At 73.1% G+C, this 16134-nt stretch carries 17 protein-coding genes; 8 read left to right on the top strand and 9 right to left on the bottom strand.

Features of this window, described 5'->3' with window-relative positions; genetic code table 11:
- Together AB0946_RS15420 and AB0946_RS15415 are read right to left on the bottom strand one after the other, a co-directional pair.
- On the bottom strand, positions 1-623 hold a 623-nt coding region (locus tag AB0946_RS15420), incomplete at its 3' end, for a maltotransferase domain-containing protein (RefSeq protein ID WP_366761080.1).
- 109 nt (positions 624-732) lie between these two features.
- Positions 733-1032, bottom strand: a complete 300-nt coding sequence (locus tag AB0946_RS15415) for a DUF5133 domain-containing protein (protein WP_030641557.1) — start codon at positions 1030-1032, stop codon at positions 733-735.
- Between the two features lie 305 nt (positions 1033-1337).
- Between AB0946_RS15415 and AB0946_RS15410 the strand changes: the two genes are divergently transcribed.
- Together AB0946_RS15410 and glgX are read left to right on the top strand one after the other, a co-directional pair.
- Complete coding sequence (locus AB0946_RS15410) at positions 1338-1850, top strand: pep a2 (RefSeq protein WP_366761079.1); 513 nt, start codon at positions 1338-1340, stop codon at positions 1848-1850.
- The gene (gene glgX / locus AB0946_RS15405; protein ID WP_366761078.1) at positions 1847-3994 is read left to right on the top strand and encodes a glycogen debranching protein GlgX; all 2148 of its coding nucleotides are present in this window, start codon (positions 1847-1849) and stop codon (positions 3992-3994) included. The genes AB0946_RS15410 and glgX overlap by 4 nt, the downstream gene beginning before the upstream one ends.
- Before the next feature lie 64 nt (positions 3995-4058).
- On the opposite strand, the gene AB0946_RS15400 is transcribed toward glgX, so the two are convergent.
- Positions 4059-4868 carry a VOC family protein gene (locus AB0946_RS15400; protein ID WP_366761077.1) on the bottom strand — a complete coding sequence of 270 codons (810 nt, stop codon included), beginning with the start codon at positions 4866-4868 and terminating at the stop codon, positions 4059-4061.
- A 128-nt stretch (positions 4869-4996) separates the two neighbouring features.
- On the opposite strand from AB0946_RS15400, the gene AB0946_RS15395 reads away from it, so the two are divergent.
- Positions 4997-5311, top strand: a complete 315-nt coding sequence (locus AB0946_RS15395) for an ANTAR domain-containing protein (protein WP_366761076.1) — start codon at positions 4997-4999, stop codon at positions 5309-5311.
- 40 nt (positions 5312-5351) lie between these two features.
- On the opposite strand, the gene AB0946_RS15390 is transcribed toward AB0946_RS15395, so the two are convergent.
- Positions 5352-6149 carry an RNA polymerase sigma factor SigF gene (locus tag AB0946_RS15390; protein WP_366761075.1) on the bottom strand — a complete coding sequence of 266 codons (798 nt, stop codon included), beginning with the start codon at positions 6147-6149 and terminating at the stop codon, positions 5352-5354.
- Between the two features lie 251 nt (positions 6150-6400).
- On the opposite strand from AB0946_RS15390, the gene AB0946_RS15385 reads away from it, so the two are divergent.
- From AB0946_RS15385 to AB0946_RS15370, 4 genes are all read left to right on the top strand, one after another.
- A complete protein-coding gene (locus tag AB0946_RS15385; RefSeq protein ID WP_366761074.1) occupies positions 6401-6856 on the top strand; it encodes a helix-turn-helix domain-containing protein in 456 nt (151 codons plus the stop codon).
- Positions 6853-7869 (top strand): ATP-binding cassette domain-containing protein, encoded by a 1017-nt coding sequence (locus tag AB0946_RS15380; RefSeq protein WP_366761073.1) that lies wholly within the window; start codon positions 6853-6855, stop codon positions 7867-7869. Before AB0946_RS15385 ends, AB0946_RS15380 begins: the two co-directional genes overlap by 4 nt.
- Positions 7829-8689: an ABC transporter permease gene (locus AB0946_RS15375; RefSeq protein WP_366761072.1), complete on the top strand. Its 861-nt coding sequence runs from the start codon at positions 7829-7831 to the stop codon at positions 8687-8689. Before AB0946_RS15380 ends, AB0946_RS15375 begins: the two co-directional genes overlap by 41 nt.
- A gap of 190 nt (positions 8690-8879) precedes the next feature.
- The gene (locus AB0946_RS15370; protein ID WP_366761071.1) at positions 8880-9404 is read left to right on the top strand and encodes a hypothetical protein; all 525 of its coding nucleotides are present in this window, start codon (positions 8880-8882) and stop codon (positions 9402-9404) included.
- A gap of 30 nt (positions 9405-9434) precedes the next feature.
- On the opposite strand, the gene hemC is transcribed toward AB0946_RS15370, so the two are convergent.
- From hemC to AB0946_RS15350, 4 genes are all read right to left on the bottom strand, one after another.
- The gene (gene hemC / locus AB0946_RS15365; RefSeq protein ID WP_366761070.1) at positions 9435-10370 is read right to left on the bottom strand and encodes a hydroxymethylbilane synthase; all 936 of its coding nucleotides are present in this window, start codon (positions 10368-10370) and stop codon (positions 9435-9437) included.
- 16 nt (positions 10371-10386) lie between these two features.
- The gene (locus AB0946_RS15360) at positions 10387-11376 is read right to left on the bottom strand and encodes an ATP-dependent DNA ligase (RefSeq protein ID WP_366761104.1); all 990 of its coding nucleotides are present in this window, start codon (positions 11374-11376) and stop codon (positions 10387-10389) included.
- 635 nt (positions 11377-12011) lie between these two features.
- A complete protein-coding gene (glpK, locus tag AB0946_RS15355) occupies positions 12012-13526 on the bottom strand; it encodes a glycerol kinase GlpK (RefSeq protein WP_366761069.1) in 1515 nt (504 codons plus the stop codon).
- Between the two features lie 44 nt (positions 13527-13570).
- Positions 13571-14338, bottom strand: a complete 768-nt coding sequence (locus AB0946_RS15350; protein WP_366761068.1) for an IclR family transcriptional regulator — start codon at positions 14336-14338, stop codon at positions 13571-13573.
- 182 nt (positions 14339-14520) lie between these two features.
- On the opposite strand from AB0946_RS15350, the gene AB0946_RS15345 reads away from it, so the two are divergent.
- Entirely contained in the window at positions 14521-14943 is a 423-nt protein-coding gene (locus AB0946_RS15345) for an ATP-binding protein (RefSeq protein WP_366761067.1), read from the top strand.
- Here AB0946_RS15345 and AB0946_RS15340 read toward each other — a convergent pair.
- Positions 14889-16106: a PP2C family protein-serine/threonine phosphatase gene (locus AB0946_RS15340; protein ID WP_366761066.1), complete on the bottom strand. Its 1218-nt coding sequence runs from the start codon at positions 16104-16106 to the stop codon at positions 14889-14891. The two genes, AB0946_RS15345 and AB0946_RS15340, sit on opposite strands and share 55 nt — an antisense overlap.
- Positions 16107-16134: the final 28 nt, after the last annotated feature.

Genomic DNA, 16134 nt, shown 5'->3' with positions numbered 1-16134 from the left:
GGGAAGAACTCGTACCACGAGCCGTACAGCGCCCGTTCACGCTCCACCAGCAACGGCATCGGATCCGACGCCGTGACCAACTCCCGCAGCGGATACCGCGCCAGGACCGACTCCACCTCCGGCGCCAGAGCGGCCTTCAGACGGTCGTGCACCGACAGGGAGTCGTCGCCGAGGTCATGTGCGGCGGCCAGGACCAGGGCGCGCTCGGGGCCCTTGGGCACTCCGGCGGCGGCCCGTCCGTACAGCTCCGCGCCCTCCTCCAGGACCAGGCCGGTGTCGATCCCGGCCGGCACCTTCACGGACGCGGTGTGCCGCCACGTCGCCAGCGGATGGCTCCAGGCCTCCACCCGGAAGGTCCAGCGTCCCGTCGCGTCCGGGGTGATCCACGCACCCCAGCGGTCGCTGCCCGGGGAGAGTTCCCGCATCGGCGTCCAGGGGCCCCGGCGGCCCTGGGGATCACGCAGGACCACGTTCGCCCCCACGGCATCGTGCCCTTCGCGGAACACGGTGGCCGTGACCTCGAAGGTCTCCCCGGTCACCGCTTTCGCCGGGCGCCTGCCGCACTCCACGGCCGGCCGGACGTCACGTACCGGGACACGGCCGATGGCCGGGGTCCTGCGCATGTATCTCACCTCCGCCGTGCGCGGAGCCGGGCACCCGGCCCGGCTCCGCGATCCGAAAGTCGGGCCGGCGCGAACCGGTCCCGAGAGGAACGCCTTGTACGGTGCCAGGTCAGGGGCTTGGCGCCGTGGAACGCCGCTCCGGTGGCGGCGCTCTTCTGGCCGCCCGGCGTGGCTGCGGCCGTCCGTCCTGCTCGCGCAGGTAGGTGACCAGGTTCGTGCGCAGATAGCGTTCGGCGGCGTCCGCGGCCTCGCGGGCGCAGCGTTTGCCCATCAGCACGCACAGCGTGTACCCCGAGTCCTCGAAGGTGGCCCGGACCGTGCGGTCGTGGGGCGAGGCGAGCATCACGCGCTCCCACGCCCGGTAACGCCGCAACTGCCGGGCCACTTCGGCCTTGGCGGGTAGCAGCATGACCCTCAGCCACCTTCCACGCTCTCGACTGGGCGCGTTCCCGACGGTCGGGTGGCGTCCGCGCACGGGAAGGCGCGGCACCGTTACGGCGATCGAGGCTTTCACTTATGGTGCACGCGCGACGACGCAGCGTCTTGTTGGAGCTTCAACCATTCGGGGGTGTCGGGTGCTCGTGTTGCACGAATGGCGTAGTGGGCTCACCGTGGAGGTGACTCAGAAGCGATCAGCGCTCACGCTATGTGTCCGGGATCCCTCCCGGACGGGGCAAGGGGAGCGAGAGCTTCGCCGGTGAGGAGCAAGCGACGATGAAGACCGCAGTGCCCTGCTACTACCACCTCGACGTGGAAGTCAGCCCGGAACGGGTGGGACAGGTCAGCCGCATCCTGGCCGCCCACCTCCGCTACTGGGACCTCGATAACCTCGTGGACCCCGTCTGCCGAGGCGCCGAAATGCTGCTGCGTGCGATCGACGCGCACGCGACGGACAAGCACACCTCGATCGAGATGTGGTGGAACGGCCAGCACCTCATCACCGCCTTCGGCGACGACGACCCGGATCTGCGCCCGGACCTGGACCTGCGGTCCTGCCTCGCGGACATCGCCGCCATGAGCGACGGCTGGGGCTGCTGCGCCTCGGACACCGGCAGCAAGATCATCTGGTTCTCGCAGCGCGCCCGCGCCGGACAGCGCGTCCCGCTGGTGCCCACCGCCCCCGCGCCGACGCTGCGGGAGGGCCTCACGGTGCCGCGCGAGGAGCCGGTGGCCGTGCTCGCCGCGCCGGCGCCCGCCGGTGACGACGCCCTGGAGGACAGCCGGTGACCGCCCGGAAGAACCGCAAAGGGGTGCCCGTGTGGAGCGGGCACCCCTACCCGTTGGGCGCCGCGTTCGACGGACAGGGCACCAACTTCGCCCTGTTCAGCGAGGTCGCCGAGCGGGTCGAGCTGGTCCTCGTCGACGACTCCGGCACCACCGCTTCCGTCCCGCTGCAGGAGGTCGACGGCTTCGTGTGGCACGCCTACCTGCCCGGCGTCGGACCCGGCCAGCGCTACGGCTACCGGGTGCACGGCCCCTGGCAGCCCTCGCTCGGCCACCGCTGCAACCCGGCCAAGCTGCTGCTCGACCCGTACGCCCGTGCCGTGGACGGCCAGATCGACAACCACGCCTCCCTGTACGAGCGCGCCCCGGACGGGCCCGCCCCGGCCGACAGCGCCGGCCACTCCATGCTGGGCGTGGTCACCGACCCGTTCTTCGACTGGGGCGACGACCGTCCGCCCAGGACGGCGTACGCGGACTCGGTGATCTACGAGGCCCATGTGCGCGGCCTGACCATGACCCACCCGGACGTTCCGGAGCGGCTGCGCGGCACCTACGCCGGGCTCGCCCACCCCGCGGTGACCGAGCACCTCACCTCGCTCGGGGTGACCGCCGTGGAGCTGATGCCGGTCCACCAGTTCGTCCAGGACGGCGTGCTCCAGGACCGCGGCCTGTCCAACTACTGGGGCTACAACACCATCGGCTTCTTCGCCCCGCACAACGCCTACGCCGCCTTCGGCACCCGCGGCCAGCAGGTCAACGAGTTCAAGGCCATGGTGAAGGCGCTGCACGCGGCCGGCCTCGAAGTCATCCTCGACGTGGTCTACAACCACACCGCCGAGGGCAACGAACTGGGCCCCACGCTGTCCTTCCGCGGCATCGACAACGCCTCCTACTACCGTCTGGTCGACGGCGACTGGGCGCACTACTACGACACCACCGGCACCGGCAACAGCCTGCTGATGCGGCACCCCTACGTACTCCAGCTGATCATGGACTCGCTGCGGTACTGGGTCACCGAGATGCACGTCGACGGCTTCCGCTTCGACCTCGCGGCCACACTGGCCCGGCAGTTCCACGAGGTGGACCGGCTGTCGGCGTTCTTCGACCTGATCCAGCAGGACCCCGTCATCAGCCGGGTCAAGCTCATCGCCGAGCCCTGGGACGTCGGCGAGGGCGGCTACCAGGTGGGGAACTTCCCGCCGCTGTGGTCGGAGTGGAACGGCAAGTACCGTGACGCGGTACGGGACTTCTGGCGGGCCGAGCCCGGCTCGCTCGGCGAGTTCGCCTCCCGGCTCACCGGCTCCTCCGACCTCTACCAGCACAGCCGGCGCCGGCCGCGCGCGAGCGTCAACTTCGTCACCGCGCACGACGGTTTCACCCTGCGCGACCTGGTGTCGTACAACGACAAGCACAACGAGGCCAACGGCGAGGAGAACCGGGACGGCGAGAGCCACAACCGGTCCTGGAACTGCGGGGCGGAGGGCGACACCGACGACCCGGCCGTGCTCGAACTGCGGGCCCGCCAGCAACGCAACCTGCTGGCCACGCTGCTGCTCTCGCAGGGCATCCCGATGCTCTGCCACGGCGACGAACTCGGCCGCACCCAGCGGGGCAACAACAACGCCTACTGCCAGGACAACGAGATCTCCTGGATCGACTGGGAGCTGACCGACGAGCAGCGCGCCCTCGCCGGGTTCACCCGGCGCCTGATCGCGCTGCGCGCCGCGCACCCGGTGCTGCGCCGCCGCCGCTTCTTCCGCGGCGAGACCGCGACCCACGCCAGGCAGCCGCTGCCCGACCTGATGTGGCTGCGGCCCGACGCCCGGGAGATGACCGACCGCGACTGGCAGCGCGGGGACGCGCACACGGTCGGGGTGTTCCTCAACGGGGACGCCATCGCCGAGCGCGACTCCTACGGCCGCCGCATGATCGACGACTCCTTCCTGCTGTTCGTCAACGGCTACTGGGAGCCGGTCGTCTTCCGCCTGCCCGACGACTCCTTCGGGGAGCGCTGGACCACCCTGATCGACACCGCCGACCCCGAGGGCGTCCCCGACGAACGCGAGCGGAAGGCGGGCACCAGGCTGCGCGTGGAGGCGCGCAGCCTGGTCCTGCTGTCACGCCCGTCGCGTGCCGCCGGAAAGTGACGGGAACGAGCCGACGGCGCCGCACCCCCGCCGGGTGCGGCGCCGTCGGCCCGGACTGCCGGCCTCAACGGCTCCGGCGGGAGGTCACCGTGAACTGGGCGCCGTCCGGGTCGCGCAGGATCGCCTCCGTCTCCTCCTCCCGCAGCACGCTGCCACCGTGCTTCTCCGCCGTGCGGGCGCAGCCGGGCACGTCGGCCACCGCGAAGTGGATCTGCCAATGCGGTCGTACCGAGGGGTCCGGGGCCGCCTCCACCGCTCCCGAGTCGATGCGCGCCACGATGTCGCCCTGGCTGCGCAGCACCACCTCGCCGCCCTCGTACTCGACCTCGCAGCAGCCCGGCTGCCCGGTCGCCCAGCCCAGGACCTCGCCGTAGAAGATCGCGGCGTCGAAGGCGTCCCGGGTGTGCAGCCGGACGAACGTCGGGGCCGCCTGCCGCCACGCCTCCCAGTTGGTGACCAGTTCGCCCTGCCAGATCCCGAACGTGGCCCCGTCCCGGTCGGCGAGCAGCGCCGCCCGGCCCGGCGGGAACGACAGCGGTCCGACCGCCGACGTGCCGCCGCGCTCCCGCACCCGTGACACGGCCACGTCCGCGTCCGCCACGGCGAAGTACGGCGTCCAGGCCACGGCCATCTGCCACATGGCGGCGACGGCGGCGATCCCGGCCACCGGGACCCCGTCCGCCAGGGCGATCCGGAAGTGCTCGCCGAGCTTGGCACCGCGCCAGCGCCAGCCGAGGACGGCGGCGTAGAAGTCCTGGGTGGTCTGGAGATCGCGGCTGGTCAGGCTCACCCAGCACGGTGCGCCGAAGACCGAGTGGGTGGAGACGACTTCTTTTCTGCGGGGCTCGCCGCCGGTGCGGGTGTCATGGTTCATGGCAGTCGCGTCCTGCTCTCGGGGCCGGGCGGCCACCGTTCTGACACCAGTGTCCGACCGGAAACGGGTGGGCTGCCTGTCGAGTACCCCGGGTGGCGGGGGTGCAGGCCCCTGCGCAGGATGGAGGGATGGGAGACATGGAGCCGGACCGGATCGCCGCGCTGCAGGCGGAGGTCGACCAGCTGAAGGAGGCCATGACCTCCCACGCGGTCATCGACCAGGCGATCGGGATGGTCGTGGCACTCGGCCGGGTGACCCCGGACCAGGGCTGGCAGGTGCTGAAGGAGGTCTCCCAGCACACCAACATCAAGCTGCGCAACGTCGCGGAGCTGATCCTGATCTGGGGGCGGCGCGGCGACATCCCGGCCCGGATCAGGGCCGAACTGGAGGACGCGCTGGACCGGTACGGCCCCACCCAGGTGCCGGGGTCCGAGGGACAGTAGGCCCCGGGGAACAGGGGCTGCGGGGCCGGGGGAGCGGGGGTCAGCGGGCGCGGACCTCCGCCAGCAGTTCGTCGCGCAGCCGGTCGAAGCAGCCGCTGAGCAGCCGCGAGACGTGCATCTGCGAGATACCCAGCTGCTCGGCGATCCGGCTCTGTGTCATACCGCCGAAGAACCGCAGGTAGAGGATGGTGCGTTCACGCTCGGGCAGCGCCTCCAGACACGGCTTGACCGCGGCCCGGTCCACGACGAGGTCGAACCCCGGGTCCGGACCGCCCAGGGAGTCGCCCAGGGCGTAGCCGTCCGTGCCGGCCACCTCGGCGTCCAGGGACAGCGCGGAGAAGCACTCCAGCGCCTCCATCCCGGTGCGCACCTCGTCCTCGCTGAGCCGCGTGAACGCGGCGATCTCGGCGACGGTGGGCGCCCGGCCCGGTGTGGTCTGCGCCAGCTCCTTGGTGGCGGCGCGGACCCGGTTGCGCAGGTCCTGCACCCGGCGCGGCACGTGCAGAGTCCACATGTGGTCGCGGAAGTGGCGCTTGATCTCCCCGGTGATGGTGGGCACCGCGTACGCCTCGAAGGCCCGGCCGCGGTCGGGATCGAAGTGGTCGACCGCCTTGACCAGGCCCAGTGCGGCCACCTGGTACAGGTCCTCCAGGGCCTCGCCACGCCCGCGGAACCGCACGGCGATCCGCTCGGCCATGGGCAGCCACAACCGGACGAGCTCGTCCCGCAGCGCCTGGCGCTCGGGACCGTCGTGCAGGCCGGCGAGCCGCGCGAAAGCGCCGCTGGTGTCCGGGGCGTCGTCGTGGGGATGGGGTTTCGTGCTGCCATTGACACGCATCGCGCGCACCTCTCTCAGCAGGTGCTGGATGACAGACACCGTGGGAGGTGCGCTCGGACCATGGATAGGACACCGGGGCGTCCGGCGGAAGGCCGGCTCCCACGGACGTGCCTCCTGTCCGAAGCACTTCTGCTCTCATTCCCGCTGACGGACATCTCAAAACAAACACGTAGATATCGGGAGAGCCGGACGCGGTGTCTTGACCGATCCTTGGGCGGCGATACCTCTGTGACAGAGGTAATCTGCGAAGCGTGAACGCCGACGCCTTCCCGGAGGAACTGGCCGACGCGCTGGTTCGTGTCCAGCGGCTGATCCGGCGCCGGCTGCGCGGCGGGCTCACCGGCCCCCGGCTGCGCGGCGCCGAGGTCGAACTGCTGCGGCTGGTCGAGTCCCGGCCCGGCATCGGCGTCTCGGACGCGGCGCGACAGCTGCACCTGGCCGGCAACTCCGTGTCGACCCTGGTCAACCAGCTCGTCCGCGACGGGTACCTGGTCCGCGAGACCGACCCGGCCGACCGGCGTGCCGCCCGGCTGCTGCTGACCGCGGCCGCCGAGCGGCGGCTCGCCGACTGGCGGCGCCGCCGGGCCGAACTGGTCGGCCGGCACGTCTCCCGGCTCGGCGAGGCCGACCGCGAAGCGCTGCGCGCGGCCCTCCCGGCCCTGCGCAGACTGGCCGTCATGCTGCACGAGGAGGCCGAGGAAACATGACGAGCGACATGCCCGACGCATCCGTGTCCGGAGGTGCCCCCGAGGCTCCCGCCACCTCCGAGGTGGCGGGTACCTCCGCGGTCGGCGCGTCCCGGGTCTCCGGCGCGCCGCAGAGTCCCCCCGGGGTTCCCTCCGACGCCACGGCCGCCGCCGGTGACCCCGGTGCTTCCTCCGCGGCCGCGGCCCGTGACGGCGTCGAAGCCGTGTCCTGTACCGGGCTCGCCCATGCCTTCGGTGAGACCCGTGCCGTCGACGGGCTCGACCTGGCCGTCCGGGAGGGCGAGGTCTTCGGGCTGCTGGGGCCCAACGGGGCCGGCAAGACCACCGCCATCCGGTGCATCACCACCCTGCTGCCCGTCCCCGCCGGCATGGTCCGCGTCTTCGGGCACGACGCCGCCAGGGAGCGGATGGCGGTGCGCCGGCTGCTCGGCTACGTCCCGCAGCAACTGTCCGCCGACAGCGGGCTCACCGGCCGGGAGAACGTCGCCCTGTTCGCCCGGGTCTTCGACGTGCCGCGCCGCGAGCGCGCCGCACGCGTCGCCCAGGCCCTCGCCGCCGTCGGCCTCGCCGACGCCGCGGACCGGCTGGCCGGCACCTACTCCGGAGGCATGGTCCGCCGTCTGGAACTCGCCCAGGCCCTGGTCAGCGCACCCCGGCTGCTGATCCTGGACGAGCCCACGATCGGCCTGGACCCGATCGCCCGCACCGGCGTCTGGGAGCACATCAACGCCGTACGCGCCGTCACCGGGATGACCGTCCTGGTCACCACCCACTACATGGACGAGGCGGACCAGTACTGCGACCGGGTCGGCCTCATGCACCGCGGCCGGGTCCGCGCCCTCGGCACCCCGGCGGCCCTGCGCCGCGGCCTCGCCGAGCGGCAGGGCGCCGACCGCCTGCCCACACTGGAGGACGTCTTCCGCGACGTCGCCGGCAGCGGCCTCGACGACCACCCCGCAGGAGGTTTCCGCGATGTCCGAAGCACCCGCCGCACCGCGCACCGCGTCGGCTGACGGCACTCCCGAAGACGGCACCGCCCTGCTGCTCACCCCGCCCGTGCCGCGCGCCGGCTGGCGCGTCCTGCCCGCCCGGGTGGCCGCCATGTGCGCCGTCGAGCTCCAGAAGCTGCGCCACGACCGGACCGAGCTGTACACCCGCGCGGTCCAGCCCGCCCTGTGGCTGCTGATCTTCGGACAGACCTTCACCCGGATCCGGGCGATCCCCACCGGCGGGGTCCCGTACATCGACTATCTGGCGCCCGGCATCATCGCCCAGTCGGCGATGTTCATCGCGATCTTCTACGGCATCCAGATCATCTGGGAGCGGGACGCGGGCATCCTGAACAAGCTGCTCGTCACCCCGACCCCGCGCTCGGCCCTGATCACCGGGAAGGCGTTCGCGGCCGGGGTGAAGTCCCTGGTCCAGGCGGTCGTCGTGATCGTGATCGCCGCACTGCTCGGCGTCGCCCTCACCTGGAACCCGCTCCGGCTGCTCGGCGTCGCCCTCGCGGTGGTCCTCGCCTCCGTGTTCTTCTCCTGCCTGTCGATGACCATCGCGGGGATCGTGCTCAGCCGCGACCGGCTGATGGGCTTCGGACAGGCGATCACGATGCCGCTGTTCTTCGGCTCCAACGCCCTCTATCCCGTGTCGGTCATGCCCGGCTGGCTTCAGGCGGTCAGCAAGGTCAACCCGCTGAGCTACCAAGTGGACGCACTGCGGGGTCTGCTGCTCGGTACGCCCGCGCATCTCGCCGCCGACTTCGGGGTGCTGGCGGTGGCCGCGGCGGCGGGCATCACCGCGGCCTCCGCGCTGCTCGGCCGGCTGGCCCGCTGATCTTGCCGCGGACGTGATGTGCGGCACGCGCGCGTACCCGGCCGCGAGGGGCCGGACACGGATTCTTCCTGCGCAGCGCTTGATCACCGATCAAAGCGGGTGAATCCCCTGGCCACGGCGCATTCCGCTCATTTGACAGTGCGCTGAGCGCACAGATAGACAGCACCTCTCGAAGGTCGAGAGGGGCACTGTGTACGAGCCGAACGTGGTCGGGGACTGGCAGGAGTACGACGAGCATGCCGGTCTGCGGGTCCGCGTCCACCGTCTGGAGCCGGCCGAGCCGCCGCGCGGACGGGACGACGCCGCCGCCGGGCTGACGTACTTCAGCGTCCGGGTGACCGTGGAGAACCGCGGCGCGCGGCACTACGGCATCCACCTGGAGGACGGTCAGATCGACGTCCGCGTCGGCGCGGACGGCGAGGGTGCCTTCATCGACTGGCGCAACTCCCAGTTCATCGAGGGCTTCGACGTCTACCCGCTGCGCCGGGCCACCGCCGTCGTCTACGCCGCCGCGCCCGAGGCCGCCCTCACGCACGTGGACGTACAGGTCCAGCTGCGGGTGGAGGACGAGTGGACCGACCGCCGGCTGTGGGCGGGCGGCATCGGCATCGCGGAACCGGCCGCGCCCGCCGCGCCCGCCGGCACCGGCCAGGGCAGCCTGGCCCACCAGGTCAGCGCGTTCCTGAAGGACCAGACCGAGCCCGGTTCCGCCTGACGAGCGCCCGCGCGCCGCGCCGTACGGCGCTCAGTGCGGGATGCCGTCGATGATCTCGCGCGCGCCCTGCCGCAGCAGCGCCACCGCGACCGAGGTGCCGAGCGTGGCCGGATCGAGCCGGCCCGACCATTCGTGGGCGTTCAGCCGGGTCTTGCCGTCCGGCGTGAAGACACAGGCCCGCAGGGAGAGTTCGCCGCTCCGGTCCACTCGCGCGTAGCCGGCGATGGGGCTGTTGCAGTGTCCCTGCAGCACGTGCAGGAACATCCGCTCCGCCGTCGCCTCCCGGTGCGTGTCCGGGTCGCTGAGCCCGCCGACCGCTTCGATCAGCTCGGTGTCGTCCTCCCGGCACTGCAACGCGAGGATGCCCGCGCCGATCGGCGGCACCATCGCCTCAGGGGACAGCACCTCACTGATCACGTCCGTCCGGCCGATGCGCTCCAGGCCGGACACCGCCAGCAGCAGCGCGTCCGCCTCACCGGCGGCCAGCTTCTCCAGCCTGCGGTTGGCGTTGCCCCGGAACGGCACGCACACCAGGTGCGGGTGGGTGGCGGCCAGTTGGGCGATGCGGCGCACCGCCGAGGTGCCGATCCGGGTGCCGGCCGGAAGCTCGTCCAGGGTGAGCCCGTCCGGGTGTACCAGCGCGTCCCGGATGTCGTCCCGCTTCAGGAACGCGGCGAACACCGTCCCGGCCGGCAGCGGCCGGTCGGCGGGCACGTCCTTGACGCAGTGCACCGCGAGATCCGCCTCCCCGGCCAGCAGGGCGGCGTCCACCTCCTTGGTGAACGCCCCCTTGCCCTCGACCTGGGAGAGATCGCCGAGCCACCTGTCGCCGGTGGTCTTCACCGGTACGACCGCGGTGCGCACGCCCGGGTGCAGCACCGCCAACTCGGCGCGGACGCGTTCCACTTGGGCCAGAGCCATGGGCGAGTCGCGGGAGACGATTCGGATCAGTTCGGGAACCGGCATGCGGGACACGATAGACCTATCGGCCTGAGCCGGATTCCCCGGGCAGGTCCGCCGCCGACTCCTCCGGGGCGAGATCCGGGCGCAGCCGCAGCCAGGAGGACTGGCGCAGCATGCCGTGCCGGGTACGGGTGCTGTAGCTGACCTCGCCCACCAGCCGGGGCAGCACCCAGCGGGCGCCGGGGACGCGGGGCACGGGGTCGAAGGGGCACCGGTCGCTCGCCGTGTCCCGCAGCAGGTCCGCCAGCCGGGCGCGCTCGGCCCCGCTCCAGCCGGTGCCCACCCCGCCGACGTACCGCAGCCGGCCCTCCGGGTCGCGCTGGCCGACCAGCACCGCCCCGGGCAGTCCGGTCAGCCGGCCCTTCCCGGGCAGCCAGCCGCCGACGATCACGTCCTCGGCCCGCATGTTCCGGATCTTGATCCAGGCACGGGAGCGCACGCCGGGTTCGTACACCGAGTCCAGCCGCTTGCACACCAGGCCCTCCAGGCCGTGTTCCCTGGTCGCCGCGAGCGCCTCGGCGCCGTGCCCGGTCACCGCCCCGGGCGTCGACCAGTACGGGCCCGCCAGTCCCAGCTCCTCCAGCCGCGCCCGCCGGCGGTGGTACGGCAGCCGTACCAGGGACTCCTCCAGATAGGGCACGTCGAACAGCACCAGGTGCACCGGGACCTGCGCGGCCCGGCGCGCCGCCCGCGCGGGGGCGTGCGCGAGGCCCATCCGGCTCTGGAGGAGCTGGAAGTCGGCCCGGCCCCGCTCGTCCAGGGCCAGCACCTCCCCGTCCAGCACGGCGGGGGTGATGCCCAGCGCTCCGCCGAGCGGCCGCAGCTCCGGGTAGGCACCGGTGATGTCCTCGCCCGAGCGGGCGCGCAGCAGCACACTGCCGTCGCCGGGCAGGTACGCCATCACCCGCTGGCCGTCCTGCTTGGTCTCGTACGCCCACCGCACGTCCTGCGCGGCGGGCGGCAGGCTGCCGGGCGTCGCGAGCATGGGCGGAATGAGCGGCAGGGTCACGGCGGTCACGGCAGAGATCTCGACCACCCCCGCCCCCGTCACGCACCTTTCCCACCGGGTTCCCCTGAACGGTCCCGCGCCGGGGGCGGCACTCGGTCGCGCCGGCTGGACCGGACGGGGAGCGGCACCGGGTGGGGCCCGGTGCGGGGCGGCAAGGAGGCGTGGTGGCGGGGTGAGGCGGGCCGGCGGGCCGTGCCGCTCGGCCCGGCGACCGCCGGCTGACCGGTGGCCGCGGGCCGTCAGACGACCGGCTGCGGTCCGCCGTCCGCCGCCGGGCCGAGCCGGTCCGTACCGGACCCGGATGACACGGGCCTGCGTGTGGGGCGGGTGGGCAGGTACGGCACCGGGCCGGCCGATCCGCCGGGAGGCGCCGTCGGGGCCGTCCCGGACGGGGTCGGCCGCACGGGACGACGAGCCCCGCTCAGCCGCCCCGTTCCGGCGGCGGGGTCTCTCCGGCCGGCCTCCCCGACCCGCTCGCCGGTGCGTGGTACCCCGCGCACCCTGCCAGCCCGCACGGCCGTGTCCGCTCAGGCCGGCCGTTCGGTCGCCGGTTCCGGGCTCGGAGTCGCGGCCACGTGGGCCAGTGGCCGGCCCCCGTGGGCACCGTCCGCCGGGCCGCGAGCGGCTGACCCGGGTCAGGAGGACCGCGGCGGTCCGACCCAGCCCAGCGAGCGTTCGACGGCCCGCTGCCAGTTGTCGTACTCCTCCTCCCGCAGCCCGGGGTCCATGGCGGGCAGCCACTGGCCGGCCTTGTGCCAGTTGCGGCGCAGCACCTCGAGGTCGGACCAGTAGCCGGCGGCGAGCCCGGCCGCGTAGGCGGCGCCGAGGGAGACCGTCTCGGCGACCATCGGCCGGACCACCGGCACGTCGAGCACGTCGGCCACGAACTGCATGAGCAGGTTGTCCGAGGTCATGCCCCCGTCCACCTTGAGCTGCCGCAGGGCGACCGAGGAGTCGGCGTTCATGGCGTCGACGACCTCCCGGGTCTGCCACCCCGTGGCCTCCAGGACGGCCCGCGCCAGGTGCCCCTTGGTGATGTACGAGGTGAGCCCGACGATGACCCCGCGCGCATCGCTGCGCCAGCGCGGCGCGAACAGGCCCGAGAAGGCGGGGACGATGTAGCAGCCGCCGTTGTCCTCGACCGTCCGGGCGAGGGTCTCGATCTCCGGCGCGCTGCTGATCAGCCCCAGGCGGTCACGGAACCACTGGACGAGCGCGCCGGTGACGGCGATCGACCCTTCCAGTGCGTAGGCGGGCTGCTGTTCCCCGATCTTGTAGGCGACCGTCGTGAGGAGCCCGTGCCGGGACCGCACCAGGTCGGTCCCGGTGTTGAGCAGCAGGAAGCTGCCCGTTCCGTAGGTGCACTTGGCCTCGCCCGGGGAGAAGCAGGTCTGGCCGAACAGGGCGGCCTGCTGGTCGCCGAGCGCGGCGGTGATGGAGACGCCCGGCAGCAGCGAGCGGGCCTCGCCGTACGGCTCCGCGGAGGACCTGATCTCGGGCAGCATCGAGCGGGGCACTCCGAAGAAGGCCAGCAGTTCGTCGTCCCAGGCGAGCTTGCGGATGTTCATCAGCATCGTGCGGCTGGCATTGGTGGCGTCCGTGATGTGCAGACCGCCGTCGGGTCCGCCGGTGAGGTTCCAGACCAGCCAGCTCTCCATCGTGCCGAACAGCACCTCGCCGTCCCGGGCGCGCTGCTCGAGCCCCTTGACGTGGTCGAACAGCCACCGGATGCGCAGCGCGGAGAAGTAGGTCGACGGCGGCAGGCCGCACCGTTCGAGGAAGAACGCCTCCCCGGGGTCGTCCGCGAGGGCGTCGACGAGCGGCGCCGTGCGGGTGTCCTGCCAGACGATCGCCCGGCCGAGCGGCGCGCCGGTCCGCCGGTCCCAGAGCACCGTCGTCTCCCGCTGGTTGGCCAGGCCGATCGCCGCGATCTGCCCCTCGCCCACACCGGCGTCCGCCAGGGCCTCGGGCACCACGCGCCGCAGGTTCTGCCAGATCTCAACGGCGTCGTGCTCGACCCATCCGGGCTTCGGGAAGTGCTGCTGGTGCTCCTTCTGCGCGACCGAGACCAGCCGCCCACGGTGGTCGAACAGGATGCAGCGGGTCGAGTTGGTGCCCTGATCGACGGACATTACGTACCGTTCAGCCATGATCGGGTCTGCCTTCCGACGGATCGAGGGGCGGCTGTCCTGGCCTACCAGCGGGTGGCTCCGAGGTCCCTGGAGACCGCCCGCGCGGCTTCCCGGATCAGACTGACCAGATGCGGGCGGGGCCGGCCCTGGCTGTCGCAGATCCGCTCGACCGGCCCGGACAGCCCGATGGCGCCGACGACGAGCCCACCGTGCCCCCGGATCGGCGCCGAGAGCCCCGCCTCGCCCATGCTCATCTCCTGGATCTCGGCGGCCCAGCCGAGCTCCCTGACCTCGGCGAGCGCCCGGGCGAGCCGCTCGGGGTCGACCAGCGTGTGCCGGGTGTACGCCTCCAGCCCCGGCGGCCGGACCGGCTCGACGGTCGCCGTCCCGTAGGCCAGCAGGACCTTGCCGAGCGAGGAGGCGTGCAGGGGCAGCAGCGCGCCCACGTCCAGGGTCTGGAAGGTGTCGTCCGGCCGGAACACGTGGTGGACGATGAGGACGCTGCCCTCCAGCGGGGTCCCGAGGCGCACCGCCTCCCCGCTGCGGGCGGCCAGGGCGTCGGCCCAGTTGAGGGAGCGCGAGCGCAGTTCGTTGACGTCCAGGTAGCTGGTGCCGAGGTGCAGCAGGGCGGCTCCCAGCTGGTACTTCCCGGTGGTCGCGTCCTGCTCCACGAAGTCCACGTGCTGGAGCGTGCGCAGGATGCCGTGGGCGGTGCCCTTCGCCAGCCCGAGCGACGCGGCCACCTCGCCGAGACCGAGTCGGCGGGGGCCACCGGCGAGCAGGCGCAGGATCGCCGCCGCCCTTTCGATCGACTGGACTGGGCCGGCCATGAAGCGAGCCTATTACCGCTGCGAACGCTTCGCCGCGCGGACGGGACACGGTCCCGGGACCGCTCGTTCGGTAATGCCGACCGCCGTTCATTGACCGGCCCGATTTGTCTCCATAGGTTTCATTGAAGCCCGGAAAGGCGTCGACTCACGCGCCCGGCCGGCACACACCATCGGGAGAGAACATGGCGGCACAGCTGAACACGCTGCTACGGGCGGCGGCACGCGAACACGTGTGTCCGGTGCCGCCCGTCCCCGGCGCCGTCTCGGCCGTGCGCCGGGGTGCGGCGGCGGCCCTCGCCGACTGGGACGTGTCTGCGGAGATCGCCGAGGACGCGCTGCTCGTGGTGTCGGAGCTTGTCACCAACGCGATCCTGCACGCCCGGCCGCCGGCCGAGCTGCGGCTGACCTGGGAGGCGGGCGAGGGCGGCGGCACGCTGCGCGTGGAGGTCACCGACGGCGGACCAATGCGCCCGGCGGGGCAGCCGCTCGGCTGGCTCGACCCGGACGAGCACGGCCGGGGCGAGTCGATCGTGCACGCCCTGGCGACGCGTCACGGCATACGGGTCCATCGTGGCGGGGTCACCCGCTGGGCGGAGCTCGTCTGAGGCGTCCGCGGCGCCGCCCGCGGTCCGGCCGGCGCGGAGACCGGCTCCCACGCGGCCGTCCTGCGCAGCAGCAGGAGGGCCGCGTCGTCGTGCAGCCGCCCGCCCACGTGGGCCAGCAGTTCGCCGTGGAGCCCGGTGAGCGTGCGGGCGGGCTCGTCGGACAGATGCCGGGCCACGCCTTCGGCCAGGGGATAGAACGCGCCCGCGTCGTCGCGGGCCTCGGTGACCCCGTCGGTGTAGAGCAGCAGCTGGTCGCCCGCCGTGAAGGGCAGCCGCTGGAGGCGGGGCTCCTCGCCCGAGAGGGCGCGCAGCCCCAGGGGTGGCGCGGGGTGGGCGGGCTCCACCGCCGCCGGCTCTCCGGCGGCCGGTATCAGCAGGGGAGGCGCGTGTCCGCAGTTCACCACCTCCAGGTGCCCCGCCGAGGGGCAGCCGACGACCACGGCGGTGACGAAGTCGTCCGGGCCGAGGTTGCGCGCCAGGCTCCGCTCGATCCGGCTCACGACGGCCAGCAGGTCGGGCTCGTCGTGGGCGGCCTCGCGGAACACCCCGAGCACCAGCGCGGCGGTCCCCACGGCGGGCAGTCCCTTGCCGCGCACGTCGCCGACGATCAGCCGGACACCGTGCGGGGTGGGCACCACGGCGTAGAGATCCCCGCCGATCCGGGCCTGCGCCGCGGCGGCGCTGTACCGGACGGCCACCTGGAACGGGCCCACGGTCCCGGGCACCGGCTGGAGCACTGCCTGCTGGGCGGCCTCGGCGACCGAGCGCACGTCCGCCAGGACCCGTTCCCGGCGACCGCGCAGCGCGCCTGTCAGGCCGCTCGCCGCGGTGACGGCCACCAGGGCGCACAGGACGGCCGCGAGCTCGTATCCGGGAACCCTGTGCATCAGGGCCAGGGCCGTGCCCGTCGCCGCGGCGGAGAGACCGGCGCAGAGCACGCCGTGCGGGCCGTTGACGGTGGCGGCCAGGGCCGGTCCGGCGGCCAGCAGCGGCAGCCAGGCCGTGCCGGTGCCCCCGGCGACGCCGACGAGCACGACGAGCGCGGCGACCAGGACCGGCAGCCCGTGCACGACCGCGGCCGGCAGCCGGCCGGCACGCCGGTGGACCCCTCCCCGGTCACCGGCCGCCCGGTTCCCGCACAGCTGGTCTGGGGCTTGGCGCATGTCTCGTCCGCAGTCCTCGCCTGTAGGG

This window comes from Streptomyces sp. NPDC046870 (genome assembly GCF_040704595.1).
Classification (GTDB): Bacteria; Actinomycetota; Actinomycetes; order Streptomycetales; family Streptomycetaceae; genus Streptomyces; species Streptomyces argyrophylli.
The sequence above is the reverse complement of the archived record's forward strand: the minus strand, read 5'-3'. Positions and strand labels throughout refer to the sequence as shown.